General features: G+C 65.7%; 14 protein-coding genes. 11 read left to right on the top strand and 3 right to left on the bottom strand.

All coding sequences use genetic code 11. The features are described 5' to 3' along the window. Window positions 1-28: 28 nt before the first annotated feature. From ACX12D_RS09970 to ACX12D_RS09940, 7 genes are all read left to right on the top strand, one after another. Window positions 29-2,314 (top strand): nitric-oxide reductase large subunit, encoded by a 2,286-nt coding sequence (locus ACX12D_RS09970; protein ID WP_459370985.1) that lies wholly within the window; start codon window positions 29-31, stop codon window positions 2,312-2,314. Window positions 2,315-2,388: 74 nt separating this feature from the next. Beyond that, window positions 2,389-3,855, top strand: a complete 1,467-nt coding sequence (gene nirK, locus ACX12D_RS09965) for a copper-containing nitrite reductase (protein ID WP_459373890.1) — start codon at window positions 2,389-2,391, stop codon at window positions 3,853-3,855. Window positions 3,856-4,018: 163 nt separating this feature from the next. Further along, a complete protein-coding gene (locus ACX12D_RS09960; RefSeq protein WP_459373889.1) occupies window positions 4,019-6,049 on the top strand; it encodes a ribonucleoside triphosphate reductase in 2,031 nt (676 codons plus the stop codon). Between the two features lie 65 nt (window positions 6,050-6,114). Beyond that, entirely contained in the window at window positions 6,115-6,321 is a 207-nt protein-coding gene (nrdD, locus tag ACX12D_RS09955; RefSeq protein WP_459373888.1) for an anaerobic ribonucleoside-triphosphate reductase, read from the top strand. Further along, window positions 6,305-7,024 (top strand): anaerobic ribonucleoside-triphosphate reductase activating protein, encoded by a 720-nt coding sequence (locus ACX12D_RS09950; RefSeq protein ID WP_459373887.1) that lies wholly within the window; start codon window positions 6,305-6,307, stop codon window positions 7,022-7,024. The genes nrdD and ACX12D_RS09950 overlap by 17 nt, the downstream gene beginning before the upstream one ends. A gap of 168 nt (window positions 7,025-7,192) precedes the next feature. After that, window positions 7,193-7,546: a metal-sulfur cluster assembly factor gene (locus tag ACX12D_RS09945; protein WP_459373886.1), complete on the top strand. Its 354-nt coding sequence runs from the start codon at window positions 7,193-7,195 to the stop codon at window positions 7,544-7,546. After that, complete coding sequence (locus tag ACX12D_RS09940; RefSeq protein ID WP_459373885.1) at window positions 7,495-8,691, top strand: hypothetical protein; 1,197 nt, start codon at window positions 7,495-7,497, stop codon at window positions 8,689-8,691. Before ACX12D_RS09945 ends, ACX12D_RS09940 begins: the two co-directional genes overlap by 52 nt. Here ACX12D_RS09940 and ACX12D_RS09935 read toward each other — a convergent pair. The 3 genes from ACX12D_RS09935 to ACX12D_RS09925 all read right to left on the bottom strand — a co-directional run bounded on the left by ACX12D_RS09935 (window position 8,630) and on the right by ACX12D_RS09925 (window position 10,583). After that, window positions 8,630-9,100 carry an RrF2 family transcriptional regulator gene (locus ACX12D_RS09935; protein ID WP_459373884.1) on the bottom strand — a complete coding sequence of 157 codons (471 nt, stop codon included), beginning with the start codon at window positions 9,098-9,100 and terminating at the stop codon, window positions 8,630-8,632. The genes ACX12D_RS09940 and ACX12D_RS09935 overlap by 62 nt on opposite strands. Before the next feature lie 56 nt (window positions 9,101-9,156). Then, window positions 9,157-9,837 (bottom strand): Crp/Fnr family transcriptional regulator, encoded by a 681-nt coding sequence (locus ACX12D_RS09930; protein WP_459373883.1) that lies wholly within the window; start codon window positions 9,835-9,837, stop codon window positions 9,157-9,159. 233 nt (window positions 9,838-10,070) lie between these two features. Then, a complete protein-coding gene (locus ACX12D_RS09925; protein WP_459373882.1) occupies window positions 10,071-10,583 on the bottom strand; it encodes a hemerythrin domain-containing protein in 513 nt (170 codons plus the stop codon). Window positions 10,584-10,993: 410 nt separating this feature from the next. Here ACX12D_RS09925 and ACX12D_RS09920 point away from each other — a divergent pair, with 410 nt between their 5' ends. The 4 genes from ACX12D_RS09920 to ACX12D_RS09905 all read left to right on the top strand — a co-directional run bounded on the left by ACX12D_RS09920 (window position 10,994) and on the right by ACX12D_RS09905 (window position 16,076). After that, entirely contained in the window at window positions 10,994-12,322 is a 1,329-nt protein-coding gene (locus ACX12D_RS09920; RefSeq protein WP_459373881.1) for a hypothetical protein, read from the top strand. A 159-nt stretch (window positions 12,323-12,481) separates the two neighbouring features. Further along, window positions 12,482-13,360 carry an acyltransferase gene (locus tag ACX12D_RS09915; RefSeq protein ID WP_459373880.1) on the top strand — a complete coding sequence of 293 codons (879 nt, stop codon included), beginning with the start codon at window positions 12,482-12,484 and terminating at the stop codon, window positions 13,358-13,360. Between the two features lie 136 nt (window positions 13,361-13,496). Further along, window positions 13,497-14,540, top strand: a complete 1,044-nt coding sequence (locus ACX12D_RS09910; protein WP_459373878.1) for a sigma-54 interaction domain-containing protein — start codon at window positions 13,497-13,499, stop codon at window positions 14,538-14,540. A 174-nt stretch (window positions 14,541-14,714) separates the two neighbouring features. Next, entirely contained in the window at window positions 14,715-16,076 is a 1,362-nt protein-coding gene (locus ACX12D_RS09905) for an acyclic terpene utilization AtuA family protein (protein ID WP_459373877.1), read from the top strand. Window positions 16,077-16,101 lie beyond the last annotated feature (25 nt).

Raw genomic sequence — 16,101 nt, 5'->3', positions numbered from 1 at the left:
AGGCACACGCATCACAGCGAGACCCATCATGGGACAATACAAAAGACTCTGGTTCACCCTGATCGCCGTCGTGGCGGTCACCTTTTCGCTGCTTGGCTACTACGGCACCGAGGTCTACCGCAAGGCGCCGCCGATTCCGCTGCAAGTCGCGACCGCTGACGGCAAGGCCCTGTTCAGCAAGGACGATATCCTCGACGGCCAGACCGCATGGCAATCCGTCGGCGGCATGCAGCTCGGCTCCATCTGGGGCCACGGCGCCTACCAGGCGCCGGACTGGACCGCCGACTGGCTGCACCGCGAGCTGACCGCCTGGCTCGACCTGGCCGCGCGCGATACCTACGCCCGCACCTATGCCGCGCTCGACGGGCCAACCCAGGCCGCGCTGCGCGAGCAGCTCCGCGCCGAGTACCGTGGCAACCGCGCCGACGAGGACAGCGGCGTGCTCACCGTCTCCAGGCGCCGAGCGCAAGCCATTGCCGCCACCGCCGCTTACTACGAACGGCTGTTCTCCGACGCGCCGGAGCTGCGCAAGAGCCGCGAGAGCTTCGCCATGAAGGAGAACACGCTGCCCAGCGCCGAACGCCGGGTGAAGCTGACGCACTTCTTCTTCTGGACCGCATGGGCTGCCGCCACCGAGCGCCCCGGCCTCACCGCCACCTACACCAATAACTGGCCGCACGAGCCGCTGATCGGCAACCAGCCCACCAGCGAGAACATCATCTGGTCCATCGCCAGCGTGGTGGTGCTGCTCGCGGGGGTTGGCTTCCTGGTATGGGCCTGGTCATTCCTGCGCGGACACGAAGAGGCACCGCCCGCCGTGGCCGCGCGCGACCCGCTCACGGCGTTCGCGCTCACGCCGTCGCAACGCGCATTGGGCAAATACCTGTTCCTGGTGGTGGCGCTGTTCGTGTTCCAGGTGCTGATCGGCGGCCTGACGGCCCACTACACGGTGGAAGGGCAGAAGTTCTACGGCCTTGAGCTGTCGAAGTGGTTCCCGTACACGCTGATGCGCACCTGGCACATCCAGAGCGCGCTGTTCTGGATCGCCACCGGCTTCCTGGCCGCCGGCCTGTTCCTGGCGCCGCTCATCAACGGCGGCAAGGACCCGAAGTACCAGAAGCTTGGCGTGGACGTGCTGTTCTGGGCCTTGGTGGTGGTCGTGGTGGGCTCGTTTACCGGCAACTACCTGGCGATCGCGCAGGTCATGCCCGAGAACCTGAACTTCTGGCTGGGGCATCAAGGCTACGAGTACGTCGACCTGGGCCGCCTGTGGCAGATCGGCAAGTTCGCCGGCATCCTGTTCTGGCTGGTGTTGATGCTGCGCGCCATCGCGCCGGCGCTGCGCACGCCGGGCGGCGACAAGAACCTGCTGGCCTTGCTGACATCCTCGGTGGTGGCCATCGGCCTGTTCTACGGGGCCGGCCTGTTCTACGGCGAGCGCACCAACCTGTCGGTGATGGAGTACTGGCGCTGGTGGGTCGTGCACCTGTGGGTCGAGGGCTTCTTTGAAGTGTTCGCCACCACGGCGCTGGCCTTTATCTTCTCCACGCTCGGCCTGGTGTCGCGGCCGATGGCCACGGCGGCCAGCCTGGCCTCGGCGTCGCTGTTCATGCTGGGCGGCTTGCCTGGCACCTTCCACCATCTCTACTTCGCCGGCACCACGACGCCGGTGATGGCGGTGGGCGCCAGCTTCAGCGCGCTTGAAGTCGTACCGCTGATCGTGCTGGGCCACGAAGCCTGGGAGAACTGGCGCCTGAAGGACCGCGCACCGTGGATGGCCAGCCTGAAGTGGCCGGTGATGTGCTTCGTCGCCGTGGCGTTCTGGAACATGCTGGGCGCCGGCGTATTCGGCTTCATGATCAACCCGCCGATCTCGCTGTACTACGTGCAGGGCCTGAACACCACACCGGTGCATGCCCATGCCGCGCTGTTCGGCGTCTACGGCTTCCTGGCGCTGGGCTTCACGCTGCTGGTGCTGCGCTATATACGGCCTGCCTACGCGCTGAACCAAGGCTTGATGAAGACAGCGTTCTGGGGGCTCAACGCGGGCCTGGTCCTGATGATCGGCACCAGCCTGCTGCCCATCGGCATCATCCAGTTCCACGCCAGCGTCAGCCAGGGGCTGTGGTATGCGCGCAGCGAGGCCTTCATGCAGCAGCCCATCCTGCAGACGCTGCGCTGGGTGCGCACCTTCGGCGACGTGGTGTTCATCGCCGGCGCGCTCTCGATGGCGCTGCAAGTGGTACTGGGCCTCGCCGGCAAGGCACCGGCGCTGAGCGCGCCGGAAGGGCGCCTGAACGCGGCGCAACAGTAAGCAGGCAGCGGGTTGCGGCGGACCTGCCGCGGCAACCCGCTTTGGTTGAAGTCAACAACAAGAACAACATCATCATGAAAACACGCCGCTTCTTCTCTCCCGTTTCCATTTCCATTGCCGCCGCGGTGCTGGCGGGCACACTGTCCACGGGCGGCCTGGCGGCCGCACCCGGGCAGGCGCCTGGCCAGCATGAGCCGGCCGGCGCCGCCCAGGCCGGCGTGAAGCGCTATGCCCTGCAAACCAATATCGTCGACGGCAAGATGGTGTTCGTCGATCATGCGGGCAAGGTCAACCCGTTGCTGCGCGCGGAAGTCGGCGATACGGTGGAGATCTCCATCGCCAGCGGCGAGGGTGCCGAACATGACCTCGCCATTCCCGGGCTGAACGTCGCATCCAAGCGTTTCAGCGCCGCCACTGGCCCGGCGACATTGCGCTTTACCGTGACGCAGCCGGGCAAGTTCGCCTACATCTGCACCGTGGCCGGCCACCGGCAGATCGGCATGGAAGGCGTGTTCGAGGTCAGCGGCACGGCCAGCACGCCCGCCTCGGCGCAGGGCGAGGCCGGCCGCTCGGCCACTGCCCTGTACACCGTGGCGGCAGCGTCGCCGCGCGCACCCGACCCGGCCGCCGTCAGCGTCGCGGGCGATCCCGCCGCCGTGCCCGCGCCCATCGGCGCGCGCGCCCCGCAGACACTGAAGTACCGCATGGAGACGGTCGAGCTGGCCGGGCATCTCGACGATGGCACCTCATTCACCTACTGGACCTTCGACCGCAAGGTGCCCGGGCCGATGCTGCGCGCCAAGGTAGGCGACACCATCGAGCTGACGCTGGCCAATGCCCGCGACAGCAAGATGATCCACTCCATCGACCTGCACGCGGTCACCGGCGGGCACGGCGGCGGCGCGCATACGCAGGTGGCGCCGGGGCAGGAGAAGACGATCACCTTCAAGACGCTCAATCCGGGCTTGTACGTCTACCACTGCGCGACGCCGCTGGTGCCTCAGCACATCGCGGCGGGCATGTACGGCATGATCCTGGTCGAGCCCGAGGGTGGCCTGCCGAAGGTCGATCGCGAGTACTACGTGATGCAGGGCGAGATGTACACCACGCGGCCGCATGGCGCGCCCGTGCACCAGGAAGCCGATCTCGAAAAGATGGCCGCCGAGCTGCCGGATTACTACGTCTTCAATGGCGCGGTCGGCTCGCTGTCCAAGACCCACAAGCTGCTTGCCAACGTCGGTGAGACGGTGCGCATCTATTTCGGCGTGGGCGGTCCCAACAAGGTGTCATCGTTCCACGTGATCGGCGAGGTATTCGATACGGTCTACAGCGAGGGCTCGCTGAGCAGCATCAAGCACGATGTGCAGACCACTCTGGTGCCGCCCGGCGGCGCCACGATCGTCGAGCTGAAAGTGCAGTACCCCGGCAGCTACCTGCTGGTGGACCATGCGCTGTCCCGTGCCGGCAAGGGCCTGGTCGGCGTGCTGGATGTCGCCGGCAAGGCAGACCCGGCGATCTACCGGGAGGGCACTACGCGCTGAAGCCAGTCCGGCGGCGCGGACTCCCGTGCCGCCGGCAAAGACTGGAAAAGACCGGAAAAGATGGCATACGCTTGCCCGCCGTCAATCTACATATAGTGTTTGCCCGGTACGCTCTATCCCACATTTAGTGTGAATGTGAATGTGAATGCTGTTGGGAGAAGATATGGAACACAGTACGGAAGCCGTCGTTGCCAGCCTGCCCGGGGAGGTCGTCAAGCGCGATGGAGAAAGAACCGCTTTCGCCGTCGAGCGCATCCGGTCCGCATTGCGCCGCGCTGGCGCCGCGGCCGGCGAATTCGGCGAAGCGCAGGCAGCCAGCCTGGCCGAGCAGGTGTGCAGGGTCCTGGCGCACCGCTTCCATGACCAGACACCCGGTGTCGAGCAGATTCAGGATGTGGCCGAGCAGGTGCTGATTGCCGCCAACTACGCGAACACGGCGCGCGCGTTTATTGCCTATCGTGGCCAGCACGCCCGGTTGCGCCAGGACCGCAAGGCCCTGGTCGACGTGGAGGCATCGATCAACGAATACCTGAGCAAGGCGGACTGGCGCGTCAATGCCAATGCCAACCAGGGCTACTCGCTGGGCGGGCTGATCCTGAACGTGGCGGGCAAGGTGACCGCCAATTACTGGCTGTCCCATGTCTACGCGCCGGAAATCGGCGAGGCCCACCGCAACGGCGATATCCATATCCACGATCTCGACATGCTCAGCGGCTACTGTGCCGGCTGGTCGCTTCGCACGCTGCTGCATGAGGGTTTCAACGGCGTGCCGGGCAAGGTGGAAGCGGGGCCGGCCAGGCGCATGTCGTCCGCCGTGGGGCAGATCGTCAATTTTCTCGGCACGCTGCAGAACGAATGGGCCGGTGCGCAGGCGTTCTCGTCGTTCGACACGTATATGGCGCCATTCGTGCGCAAGGACGCCATGTCCTACGCCCAGGTGCGCCAGTGCATCCAGGAGCTGATCTACAACCTGAATGTGCCGTCGCGCTGGGGCACGCAAACGCCTTTTACCAACCTGACCTTCGACTGGACCTGTCCCGATGACCTGCGCGAACAGGTGCCGGTCATCGGCGGCCAGGAGATGCCGTTCACCTACGGCGAATTGCAGGAAGAGATGGACCTGATCAACCGCGCCTATATCGAGGTGATGACGGCGGGCGATGCCAAGGGCAGGGTGTTTACCTTCCCCATCCCGACCTACAACATCACGCGCGACTTTCCGTGGGAATCGGAGAATGCCACGCGGCTGTTCGAGATGACGGCGAGGTACGGGCTGCCGTACTTCCAGAATTTCATCAACTCGGAGCTGGAGCCAAATATGGTGCGCTCCATGTGCTGCCGGCTCCAGCTGGACCTGCGCGAGCTGCTCAAGCGCGGCAACGGCCTGTTCGGCAGTGCCGAGCAGACCGGCAGCGTGGGCGTGGTCACCGTCAATTGCGCACGCCTGGGCTACCTGCATGCCGGCGACGAAGCGGCGCTGCTGCGCGCGCTGGACCGTCTGCTTGAACTGGGCAAAGAGAGCCTGGAGAACAAGCGCAAGCTGATCCAGCGGCTGATGGATCAGGGCCTGTTCCCCTATTCGAAGCGTTACCTCGGCACCTTGCGCAATCATTTTTCAACGCTGGGCGTGAACGGCATCAACGAGATGATCCGCAACTTCACCGCTGACCGGCGCGACATCACCTCGGAATGGGGCCATGCCTTCGCGCTGCGCCTGCTGGAACACGTGCGCGAGCGCATCGTGGCCTTCCAGCAGGAAACCGGCCATCTCTACAATCTCGAAGCCACGCCGGCCGAGGGGGCGACATACCGCTTTGCCCGCGAAGACCGCAAGCGCTGGCCGGAGATCCGCCAGGCCGGCACGGCGGCGCAGCCCTACTACACAAACTCTTCGCAACTGCCGGTGGGATGGACCGACGACCCCTTCGAGGCGCTGGCGCGGCAACAGGTCTTGCAGTCCAGGTACACCGGCGGCACGGTGCTGCATCTGTATATGGGCGAGCGCCTGTCCAGCGGCGAGGCCTGCCGCGAACTGGTGCGGCGCGCGCTGACGCGCTTTCGCCTGCCGTACATCACGGTGACGCCGACGTTCTCGATCTGCCCCACGCACGGCTACCTCGCCGGCGAGCATCCGTTCTGCCCGCGCTGCGATGAAGAGATCCTTGCACGCAAACGAGACCAGCTCGCCGCCTGACCAGGATCAGCCGTTCTTCTCGTGCCCTAGTTTTTTCAACCCACTCTCAAGACGGAGTAAATCTGATGACTCACCAATTTCAATTTCAATCCTCGCCATCCACGCCATCCCAATCTTGCAGCGCCGTGCTGCGCGACGAGGAGCGCCAACCCTGCGAGGTCTGGACCCGCGTGATGGGCTACCACCGGCCGGTCTCCAGCTTCAATACCGGCAAGCAGGGCGAGCACCGCGAGCGGCGCTTCTTCACGCAGCCCCATGCCACCGACGCCTGACGTACGCGCGGCGGCGGCCCGGCGCCGGCACGACTCGGCCACGTTGCGCGTTGGCGGCATGACGCCGCTGACCACGATCGATTTTCCCGGCCGCCTGGCCGCCGTCGTGTTCTGCCAGGGCTGTCCCTGGCGGTGCGGCTATTGCCACAACCAGGACCTGCTGGACGCCGGCGCACCGTCCGCCATCGCCTGGACGGACGTGCTGGCCTTCCTGCAAACCCGGCAGGGCCTGCTCGACGGCGTGGTGTTTTCCGGGGGCGAGCCAACGCTGCAAGCGGCCCTGGCCGGCGCCATTGCGGGCGTGCGGGCCAGGGGCTTCGAGGTTGCGCTGCACACCGCCGGCATGTACCCCGAGCGCCTGGCCGCCATCCTGCCCCGGCTGGACTGGATCGGCCTCGATCTCAAGGCACCCCTGCATCGCTATGACGCCATCACAGGGGTGCCGGGCAGCGGGGAGAGGGCTTGGGAATCGCTGCGCCGGTGGCTTGCCAGCGGCGTGGCGGGCGAGTGCCGCACCACCTGGCACGCCGGCCTGTTCGATATCGCCGAGCTGCATGCGCTGGCGCAAAGGATCGCCGCGCTTGGCGTGACGCACTGGGCGTTGCAGGCGTGCCGCGGCAGCGGCGCGAGCGCCTCGCTTGACCGCCGCGATATCGACAGGCTGGCATCGCACTTCAGCAGTTTCACGCTGCGCAAGGCGTGACGGAAACGTCGGCATTGCGCTATGTCAATCGATCGGCGGGCAGGGGCCACGCAGCCAGCGTGATCCGTACTACGATGGGATGACGCGTGACAGGAAACCAACTGGAAACCAACAGGAAACCAACTGGAAACCAACAGGAAACCAACGGGAATGCGCAAGGAGGCCAGCATGCTCACCAGACAAAGTTCGAACGCGACGGACAGGTTCGACTACCAGGGTCCAGAGGCGTGGCACATGCCGATCAGGGATGCCCTGCGCCGCGTGGTGGATCCGGAACTAGCGCTAAGCATCCTTGACGTTGGCCTGATCTACGCCGTCACCGTATCGGAGGGCACAGTCCATGTCTCGATGACCATGACGTCCGCCGCATGCCCGGTGGCCGACATGATCCTGGACGACGTCCAGCTCGAGCTTGAAGGCGTGATGCCGCTCGGGTACTCGATCGAACTGGAATTATGCTGGGAGCCCCCATGGACGCCGGAGCGCATGAGCGCCAGCGCGAAGCACGCCATGGGATGGTGAGCGTGGCCGCGCGTAGCGCGCAAGGGCGCCAGCGCAAGACCTGGCCTCGGCTGGCGGTGCTGCTGCTGGCCGTCACCGCGTTGCTCGCGGGCATGCTCGGCGGTCTGTTGCGCGCCGGCGTGGCGCTGCCCGGGGCAGACGGCTACAAGCTGCCTTGGCAAGCGCTGTTATTCCACGGTGCGTTGATGACTGGCGGCTTCTTCGGCACGGTCATCGGCATCGAGCGCGCGGTGGCGCTCGGCCGTCCCGCCGCCTTCGCCGCGCCGGTGGCGTCGGGGCTGGGCGCGCTGCTGATGATGGCGGGATTTCCTGCCGCGGGCGCGTGGGCCATGGCGGCGGGTGCGCTGGTGTTCGTGGGCGTCAACGTGGCGGTGCTGCGGCGCCAGCCGGCTGCCCATACCGCCTTGCTGCTGGTTGCCTCGGCCGCCTGGCTGGCCGGCAGCGCGGGGCTGGCCTCAGGCCGCTGGCTGGCCTCGGTCAACGCCTGGTACTTTATTTTCCTGGTTGTCACGGTGGCCGCCGAGCGGCTTGAAATGACGCGCCTGATGCGCCGCCGACCCGGCGTGCAAGCGGCCTTGCTTGCCATTCTGGCGGCGCTTGTGCTGGGCGCGGCCGGCTCGGCGCTGGAAGGGAACGCGGGAAGGATCGGGGGTGTCGTGTATGGCGCATCGCTGGCGTTGCTTGCCGCCTGGCTGGCACTGTTCGACATTGCGCGCCGTACGGTGCGCAGCCCCGGACTGAGCCGCTACATGGCGGTCTGCTTGCTGCTGGGCTACGGCTGGCTGCTGGTGGCTGGCGTGGCGTGGGCGGGCACCGCGGCGGGGTGGCCCTGGCGCGACGCGGCGCTCCATGCGCTGGGACTGGGCTTCATCGTCAGCATGGTGATGGCACATGCGCCTGTCATCCTGCCGGCGATCACGCGCATCAAGCTGCGGTTCGGCAACAGTTTCTATGTGCCGCTTGCCATGCTGCACCTTTCGCTGGCCGCACGGCTGAGCCTTGGCCACCAGTTGCCGGCAGTCAAGGCCGTGGCGGCGAGCGGCAACGTTGCTGCCATCCTGGTCTTCATTGGCGTCATTGCCGTCATGGCCGCCGCGGCGCGGGCATGGCGAGTCCGCGCGGCGCCGCGTTCCCGGCAGCCCTGATCGTGCCGCCAGACGCGGCCGGGAACGCCCGCGCCAGCACGTCGGCGAGGGTATAGCTTTCAAGATGCTGCAGGAAGCTCCTGCGAGCGCCATCCATGACGCAGCAAAGATGCTCGTCGCTCGCGAACTTGCGGGCGCTGCCGTCGGCCAGGCCGGCAACCAGATCGAAATCCGGCTCCACGCTACGAACCACGTCGCCTAGATTGATGCTCCCTGGCCCGGACGACAGTTGCATGCCACCGCCTCTGCCGCGCACGGTCGCGATCCACCCTTGGCGGCTCAGCTTGTGCGTCACCTTGACCAAGTGCGCCCTGGAGATGCCGTAAGCCTGCGCGATCTCGCTGTTGGTACACATCCGGTCTGGATGTCGCGCCACGTAGATCAGCAGCCGTAGCGCGTAGTCGGTCATGGTGGTAAGGCGCATCGTATGGATTCCGCTTCGGGTTCGACGCCGCCAAGAGGCGTTTAGCCTCCGGCAAACCGGCGCTGAAGCGCCTGGATATCGTGAATCAAGACTTCGGGGCCGGCCACGCTGATCAGGGTAGCTTCGCTGAGCCGCTGCAGGGTGCGCGAGAGCGTCGCCGGCGACAGCCCCAGCTTGGAGGCGATCAGGTTCTTGTTGACGGCAAATCGCGTCAGGTTACCCTCGCGTGGCCCGTTCAGCAGGTAGCCGATCACCCTTTGCTGCGAGTTGTGCAGGTTCACCGTCTCGATATCCTGCACCAGGGCATGCAGACGCATCGACAGCCCGGCAAGCATGCGGCGCGCAAAGGACGGGTCGCGATCGATGGCGGCGAATATATCTTCTTTGTCGAGCAGGATAAGCAGCGTGTCTTCAAGCGCCTGGGCATCCACCAGGTAGGGGCGGTCGAGAAACATGACGGCCTCCCCAAATGCCTCGCCGGGGCCAAAGAACTCGACGACTTTCTCGGGATTGCCGTGCGCCGACGGCAGGGCCAGCTTGATCTGGCCAACAGCAACAACATATAAACCCGGAGCCGCGTCGCCGCGCCGGAAGACATGGCTGTGCTTGGGGACTCTGACCTCATGGCAGGAACCCGCAAGCTCGGCCAACTGGGTTGTATCGAGGTTCCGGAACAGCGGCAAGCTGCCAAGCAGTCCATCGAGGTTAAGTTTGTGGCGCATGGCATGCCTCAGTGGCGGTAGTTGCATCGGTCAATCCATCGGAGCAGGCCTCCAGGGCAAACCGGCCGCGCGGGGCGGCGGCATGGTGGCGTATCCGGAGCGCTACGACAGGCTCGTAGCCGCTAGGATTCCACGCCAGGGCCAAGCGGATCTTGTGGCAGATCAAGTCATCCCGCCTTGGCTGGCAAGCTTCGCCGCCAGTGACGTGACGCACGGATGCCCGCGCGCGGTCACTAGCGGGCGCCTCTTCTTTGCGCCATGCGCTGGCCAATTCCGGCAAGGCGATCGGGCGACAGCCGGACGGCTGCGGGATAAACCTCGCGCTCCTCCCGCGATGCGTGCTCGGGATAGAGGGTGGCGAACGCGCCGAGCTCTGGCGGGGCAGGGTGCCTTGCCCCTTGCGACATCGCCTCCAGCCAGGGCTGCACGCAGTACCACAGCTCGCCCAGGTGCCCATGCTCGGCATCGAGCTCGTCAATACGCGCAGTCAAGCTGGCATCACCCAGCTCGCGCAGTGCGGGAAACAGGTCCTCCTCCTCGTCCGCGTGGTGCAGCGGCGCAGCCAGCTGGAAGTACCTCAGCACGCTGGTGGCGGCGGCTCGTGCCTCTTCATCCGCGCCGTGCAGCGCCGCATGCTGTTCCAGCCTGGGGCAAAGGCCGGCGAAGCGCCGCACCTTGTCGTGGCAGGCCAGCAGCATCTCAATCGGTGAATCGAAGCCAGGAAGCCTGGCGATGGGAGAAAACATTGTCGCGCTCCGGGTTGGCCTGGCCAGGCCATCGCTAATCGCCCGCTGCCGGGTTCGGCCATGCGCGGACAGACTGGTCTAGTTTCAAGTATCGCCCGAAGCGCGGCGCGCCTTTTTGAGATAGCGCAAGCAGGCGCGGTGATGGTCCGCTGGCGGCCTTCGCCCCTTCGCCCCTTCGCCCCTTCACCAGTAGTGCAACGCTTTACCGCGATCAAGGACAGCGCCGGTCTTTGGCGGCTAGCATGGCTGCGCCAAGATTGACAGCGAGGGCAGGGCAGTCGCTGCCCCCCCACTTGCCTAAGCGCGGAGATTGACACGATGCCGAGACCACTTTCCCCTTCCGATATCTGCGAGGACCCCTGTGCGCCACATCCCTTATCCCGGCAGCATCTTGCGGCACGGCAGCGAGCATGAAGGCCGCGCACCTGAAATACGAGAATGCTCCCCGGCCATCGGTGGTCCTTGGCTGCCTGCTGCCGGCGCCATGGCTTGGCGCCGCCGCGGGTTTGCTGCTGGCCTTCGGCTCCGCGGACGGCCTGCCATCCCGGTTTTCCCCGACCGTGCTGGCGGCGGTCCATCTGCTCGCATTGGGGATGCTGGTTCCCGTCATGCTGGGGGCACTGTTCCAGATGATGCCGGTGGTCGCCGGGGTGCGCATACGCGGGACTGCCGGACTGGCACCCTGGGTCGCGTTGATAGGAGGGAGCACCGCGCTCGCGCTGGCAGGTGGATTCCTTGCTGGCCGGCCACTCGGCTTTCGCGTGGCCATCATGCTGGGGGCACCTTTTCTCAGCCTGGTCGGACTGGCATTGCTGCGGGCGGGCACGCGCGTGGTTGCCGTGGACGCCACCACGCGCACCCTGGCAGGCATAGGCGCGGCGCTGATCGCGACGGTCACGACCGGCGCGGCACTGGCCGGCGTGCTTGGCGGGCAATGGCAGCTAGCGCTGGGGCCGCTGCTGCAACTGCATGTCGCCTGGGGGCTGGTTGGCTGGCTGGCCACGCTCGCGACCGGTGTCGCGACCACGGTGGTGCCGATGTTCTGGCAGACCAGGCGCCTGCCTGCCGGCCTGGAGCGCTTCCTGCCCTGGGGAATCTGGTTGCTCTTGCTGGGCTATAGCGGCGCGGTGATCGATCTGCCGCAGCGCGCCGGCGCCGGCGCGGCGCCTCTTCTGCTGCTCCTGGGGACACTCTCGGCATTCGGATTGGGCGGCATGCTGCGTGCGCGGCGCCGCCACGATCCCGGCTGGCGTCTTTGGGTTGCCGCCTGCGCGAGCGCCCTGGGCGCGGTGGCGTTGTCACTGGCGGCCATCGCCCTGCCAACGGCCGTCGCGATCCCGTGGTGGATAGGATGCGCCGTGCTGGTCGGATGCGGGGTGCTGCCGGTAACGGCGATGACTGGCAAGATCGTGCCTTTCCTGATCTGGCTGCATTTGCGCCGCCGGTTGCCACTGCCGGCCCGGATCCCCGCCATGCAAGCGATGATTTCACCCGGGCAGCAGCGCTGGCAAGCCAACTTGCTGCTGCTTGCCTATGTCCTGCTGCTGGCGCTGCCACTGGCGCCGCGATGGCTGGCTTGGCCCGGTGGCGTGCTGTTTGCGGCTGCCAACGTCTGGCTCGGCCTGCAACTGCTGCGCGCTGTGCGGTGTTTCCGCCATGTCATGGCCACGGGCGGGCTGCCACCCCGGCACCCGGATCGGCGGGAGGCTGGGCACAGCGGGCATGTCGAGATGCGCTGATTGCCGCCGTTTGACGGGAGCCGTCGCAGCGAAGGCATTTGATCTGGGTCAGGCATTTTTAAAATGCGCATGCATCCTGCTTGTTTTGCGAAGCAAAGAAGACAGAATGCATGGCATGCTCGTTTCCGGAGCTCTTTCAACTCGTTCAAGGAAATCGCCATGCTCGGCCTGCTCAGTTTGTCGCTGCTGGCGCTGAACACACTGTTCTGGTGCACACCGCTTTTCGTCCTCGCGGTGTTGAAGTTGCTATTGCCGTTTCCCGCCGTACGGTTACGCATAGATCCTGTCCTCAATCGCCTCGCCACTGCCTGGATCAGTTGCAACGATGCCTGGATCGGCCTTCTGCAACGCGAGCCCTGGGATGTGGATGGCGTGGACCAATTGCGCTATGCCGGCTGGTATCTCGTGAATTGCAACCACCGCTCCTGGGTCGATATCTTCGTGCTCCAGCGCATCCTGAACCGGCGCATCCCGTTGCTGAAATTCTTCCTGAAGCAGCAACTGGTCTATGTGCCGGTGATCGGCCTGGCCTGGTGGGCACTGGATTTTCCGTTCATGCGCCGGCATTCCAAGGCGGCGCTGCGCAAGCGCCCGCAGTTGCGCGGGCAAGACCGCGAGACCACGCGGCGTGCCTGCGCCAAGTTCGCCTTGGTGCCGACCAGCGTAATGAATTTTGCCGAGGGCACCCGCTTTACCCCCGCCAAGCACCGGGCCCAGTCTTCACCCTACCGGCACTTGCTCAAGCCGAAGGCCGGCGCACTGGCGCTGGCGCTCAATACGATGGGCTCGCAGTTTCGCGCGCTGCTGGACGTGAGCATCGTCTATCCCGACGGCACCCCCAGTTTCTGGCAACTAGCCTGCGGCCGGGCCGGACGCGTCGTCGTGCGCATTCGCGAACTGCCGATCCCGGTCGAATTCTGCAGCGGTGACTACGATCGAGATGCCGCGTTCCGCCGCGAGTTTCATCGCTGGCTGACGCAACTGTGGGAGGAAAAGGATCGGCAGATCGAAGCGATCTTGGCCCAAGCCGTGCGTTGAACACGGTCGACCTGCTCTCGTTGAGGCTCAGCCTCCGTCGCCGTGCCGGAATAGGTTAATCTTCCGCGCAGATGACCGGCCTCAACTTACCGGCCGCCCGGGCGTCCTCCGCCCGGGCGGCCGGCTCTCGTATCCCATGATGAACGAACCTTCTCGCCCGCAGCTTGTTGGGGAGCATCCCTCCATTGTCGCTCTGCGTGAACTGGTCGCCCGCGTCGGGCGCAGCCAGGCTAGCACCGTGCTGATCTATGGCGAGACCGGGACGGGGAAGAGCCTGGTGGCACGCATGCTCCACGCGCAGTCCAATCGGGCCGGGCGCGAGTTCATCGATATCAATTGCGCTGCGATTCCCGCCCAGTTGCTCGAATCCGAGTTGTTTGGCCATGAGCGTGGCTCGTTTACCGGCGCGGTCAGCAGGAAGGAGGGACTGATCGAGGCGGCGAATGGCGGCACGGTCTTCCTGGACGAAGTCCGCGAGCTGGATCCCGTGATGCAGTCCAAGATCCTGACGCTGCTGGACACGCGGCGGTTCCGGCGAGTCGGCGCGGTGCGTCCCATCAGCGTGGACGCCCGCTTTATCGCAGCGACCAACAAGATCCTGCTGAGCGAGGTCAAGGCCGGCAAGTTTCGCGAGGACCTGTATTACCGGCTGCAGGTGATCGCCATCAACATCCCGCCGCTGCGCGAGCGTGGCGACGACATCTTCCTGCTCGCGAGCAGCGCGCTGGCGAAGTACAACGCCCAGTACGGCAGCCATTTCCGGCGGCTGGATCCGGAGGTGGAGCGCATTTTCCGCGCGTACCGGTGGCCGGGCAATGTGCGTGAACTCGAAAACCTGCTGGAACGCATCTGCCTGCTGGAGGAGGGCGATTGCATCCGGCCGTGCCACCTGCCGGCGCGCATCCTGCGGGACGTGGCGCGGCCTGCGGACGCATTGGAGGATGCCGTGGCGCAGCCGGATGCAATGAATGGGCGTGCCGGGTCCGGGCCGGGGCAGGACTATCACGAGGCCACGGCTCGCTTCCAGCGTGCGCTGATCGAGCAGACGCTGGTGTCGTGCCACCAGAACCTCAGTGCGGCGGCCGAGAAACTGGGGTTGAGCCGGCACGCCTTGCGGCACCAGATGATGAAGCTGGGCCTGCTGGCCCCGGCTGCGGGAAGCGACGAGGACGATGCGTGAATTTCACGCAATTGCGGGCGCTGATTTTGCGTGAGAATCACGCGGAAGGTGGAGGGCGTAACGCTAAATCTATGAAATATAAAGATATTTTCAGGATTCACCCTGTGGCATGCAATCTGCTCTAGATGAATCGTCAAGCCCGGCTTGGGGAAGACACCATCTGGAGAACACTGCATGCAGTCCCTGAAGATCATTTGCCCTAATGGCCATCTCGGCTTCGCGCCGTTGCGCACCGAGAGCTTTGGGTTGGGGGTGGAGGCGGGCCCTGACTACATCGCGGCCGATTCCGGAAGCGACGACGTGGGCCCGGTGCCGCTGGGGTCGGACACCTCGACGAGTCCCGAAGCCTGGCAACGCCACGATCTGGAGCAAATGCTGCTGGCGTCGCGCCGTCTCGGCGTACCGATGATCATCGGCTCGGCCGGCGATACAGGGTCGAACAGCCGCGTGGACCTGTTCGTGCGGATCATCGGCGAACTGGCCGCCAAGCATGGCCTGAAGAAGTTCCGGGTCGGCTACTTCTATTCCGAGGTGGACAAGGCTTTTCTGCGCGAGTCAATGCGGCGCGGAAAGACGGTGAGCGGGCTCGATGGCTTTGCAGACCTGACCGAAAGCGAGCTCGATGCAACCGACCGTATCGTCGCCATGGCGGGTGTCCATCCCTATGTGGCGCTGCTGCGTCAGGGCGCCGACGTGATTATCGGCGGGCGCAGCTCGGATGCCGCGGTCTTTGCCGCGCCGGCACTGCACCACGGCTTTTCCGCCGATCATTCCTATTACCTGGGCAAGGTGCTCGAGTGCGCATCGTTCTGCGCCGAGCCCTATGGCGGCAAGGAGACCGTAATGGGCGTCATCTCGCACGAGGACGTCCAGGTCACGGCGATGCATCCCGAGCAGCGCTGCACCGTCGCCTCCGTATCCGGCCATGCGATGTACGAGCGCTCCAATCCGTACGAGGAGTTTGTCGCCGGGGGCAGGCTGGACATGACGCATTGCCGCTACGCGCAGGTGGACGATCGCACCACGCGCATCACGGGCTCGCGCTTTATCGAGGCGGAAACGGTCCGGGTCAAGCTGGAAGGCGCGGGGAAGGTGGGCGAGCGCTTCGTCGGCCTGTGCGGCATCCGCGACCCCTACACCATCGCCAACGTGGACCGGGTGATTGCGTGGGCACGCGAGCAGGTGCGCGCGCGTTTTGGCGACAGCGGCTATCAACTGCACTACAACGTATATGGCCGCGATGGCGTGATGGGCGAGCTGGAGCCGCTGCGCGACCGGCCGGGGCATGAGCTCTGCGTGCTGGTGCAAGGGGTCGCCCCGACCCGCGAGATGGCCGAGGAGGTGACGATGATCGGCTTGCGCCAGATGTTCTATGCGCGGTTGCCTGACGTCAAAGGCACGGCCGGTTCGGTGTCGTTCCCGCTGGATGAAGTCCTGCACGCCAGCGCGGCCTACCGTTGGACGCTGAACCACACGGTGGAGGTGCAAGACCCCATGGCGCTGTTCCCCACCCACCTCATTGAAGTTGGCGTCTGAGCCTGGCGCCGCATATGGCAACGAC

The organism is Cupriavidus sp. PET2-C1, from assembly GCF_054515855.1.
The sequence above is the reverse complement of the archived record's forward strand: the minus strand, read 5'-3'. Positions and strand labels throughout refer to the sequence as shown.

Bases quoted from the DNA above. Each gene is read 5' to 3' on its own strand.
- ACX12D_RS09945 (WP_459373886.1), top strand. From the start codon at position 7,193: ATGCTCACCAGACAAAGTTCGAACGCGACGGACAGGTTCGACTACCAG.
- ACX12D_RS09960 (WP_459373889.1), top strand. From the start codon at position 4,019: ATGGAACACAGTACGGAAGCCGTCGTTGCCAGCCTGCCCGGGGAGGTC.
- ACX12D_RS09910 (WP_459373878.1), top strand. From the start codon at position 13,497: ATGATGAACGAACCTTCTCGCCCGCAGCTTGTTGGGGAGCATCCCTCC.
- nrdD (WP_459373888.1), top strand. From the start codon at position 6,115: ATGACTCACCAATTTCAATTTCAATCCTCGCCATCCACGCCATCCCAA.
- ACX12D_RS09930 (WP_459373883.1), bottom strand. From the start codon at position 9,837: ATGCGCCACAAACTTAACCTCGATGGACTGCTTGGCAGCTTGCCGCTG.
- ACX12D_RS09940 (WP_459373885.1), top strand. From the start codon at position 7,495: ATGGACGCCGGAGCGCATGAGCGCCAGCGCGAAGCACGCCATGGGATG.
- nirK (WP_459373890.1), top strand. From the start codon at position 2,389: ATGAAAACACGCCGCTTCTTCTCTCCCGTTTCCATTTCCATTGCCGCC.
- ACX12D_RS09925 (WP_459373882.1), bottom strand. From the start codon at position 10,583: ATGTTTTCTCCCATCGCCAGGCTTCCTGGCTTCGATTCACCGATTGAG.
- ACX12D_RS09935 (WP_459373884.1), bottom strand. From the start codon at position 9,100: ATGACCGACTACGCGCTACGGCTGCTGATCTACGTGGCGCGACATCCA.
- ACX12D_RS09970 (WP_459370985.1), top strand. From the start codon at position 29: ATGGGACAATACAAAAGACTCTGGTTCACCCTGATCGCCGTCGTGGCG.
- ACX12D_RS09905 (WP_459373877.1), top strand. From the start codon at position 14,715: ATGCAGTCCCTGAAGATCATTTGCCCTAATGGCCATCTCGGCTTCGCG.
- ACX12D_RS09950 (WP_459373887.1), top strand. From the start codon at position 6,305: ATGCCACCGACGCCTGACGTACGCGCGGCGGCGGCCCGGCGCCGGCAC.
- ACX12D_RS09920 (WP_459373881.1), top strand. From the start codon at position 10,994: ATGAAGGCCGCGCACCTGAAATACGAGAATGCTCCCCGGCCATCGGTG.
- ACX12D_RS09915 (WP_459373880.1), top strand. From the start codon at position 12,482: ATGCTCGGCCTGCTCAGTTTGTCGCTGCTGGCGCTGAACACACTGTTC.